At 55.5% G+C, this 321-nt stretch carries 1 pseudogene; it reads left to right on the top strand.

Annotated features, from left to right (window positions below):
- Positions 1-321 (top strand): annotated as a pseudogene (locus tag N6G83_RS54650) (IS1-like element IS1B family transposase); the annotation flags it as partial.

Genomic DNA, 321 nt, shown 5'->3' with positions numbered 1-321 from the left:
CTGTCCCTCCTGTTCAGCTACTGACGGGGTGGTGCGTAACGGCAAAAGCACTGCCGGACATCAGCGCTATCTCTGCTCTCACTGCCGTAAAACATGGCAACTGCAGTTCACTTACACCGCTTCTCAACCCGGTACGCACCAGAAAATCATTGATATGGCCATGAATGGCGTTGGATGCCGGGCAACCGCCCGCATTATGGGCGTTGGCCTCAACACGATTTTCCGCCATTTAAAAAACTCAGGCCGCAGTCGGTAACCTCGCGCATACAGCCGGGCAGTGACGTCATCGTCTGCGCGGAAATGGACGAACAGTGGGGATAC

The sequence above is a fragment of the Serratia sp. PL7 genome (assembly GCF_945957435.1).
Note: the sequence above shows the minus strand (reverse complement) of the source record. Positions and strands in the feature narration are given on the sequence as shown.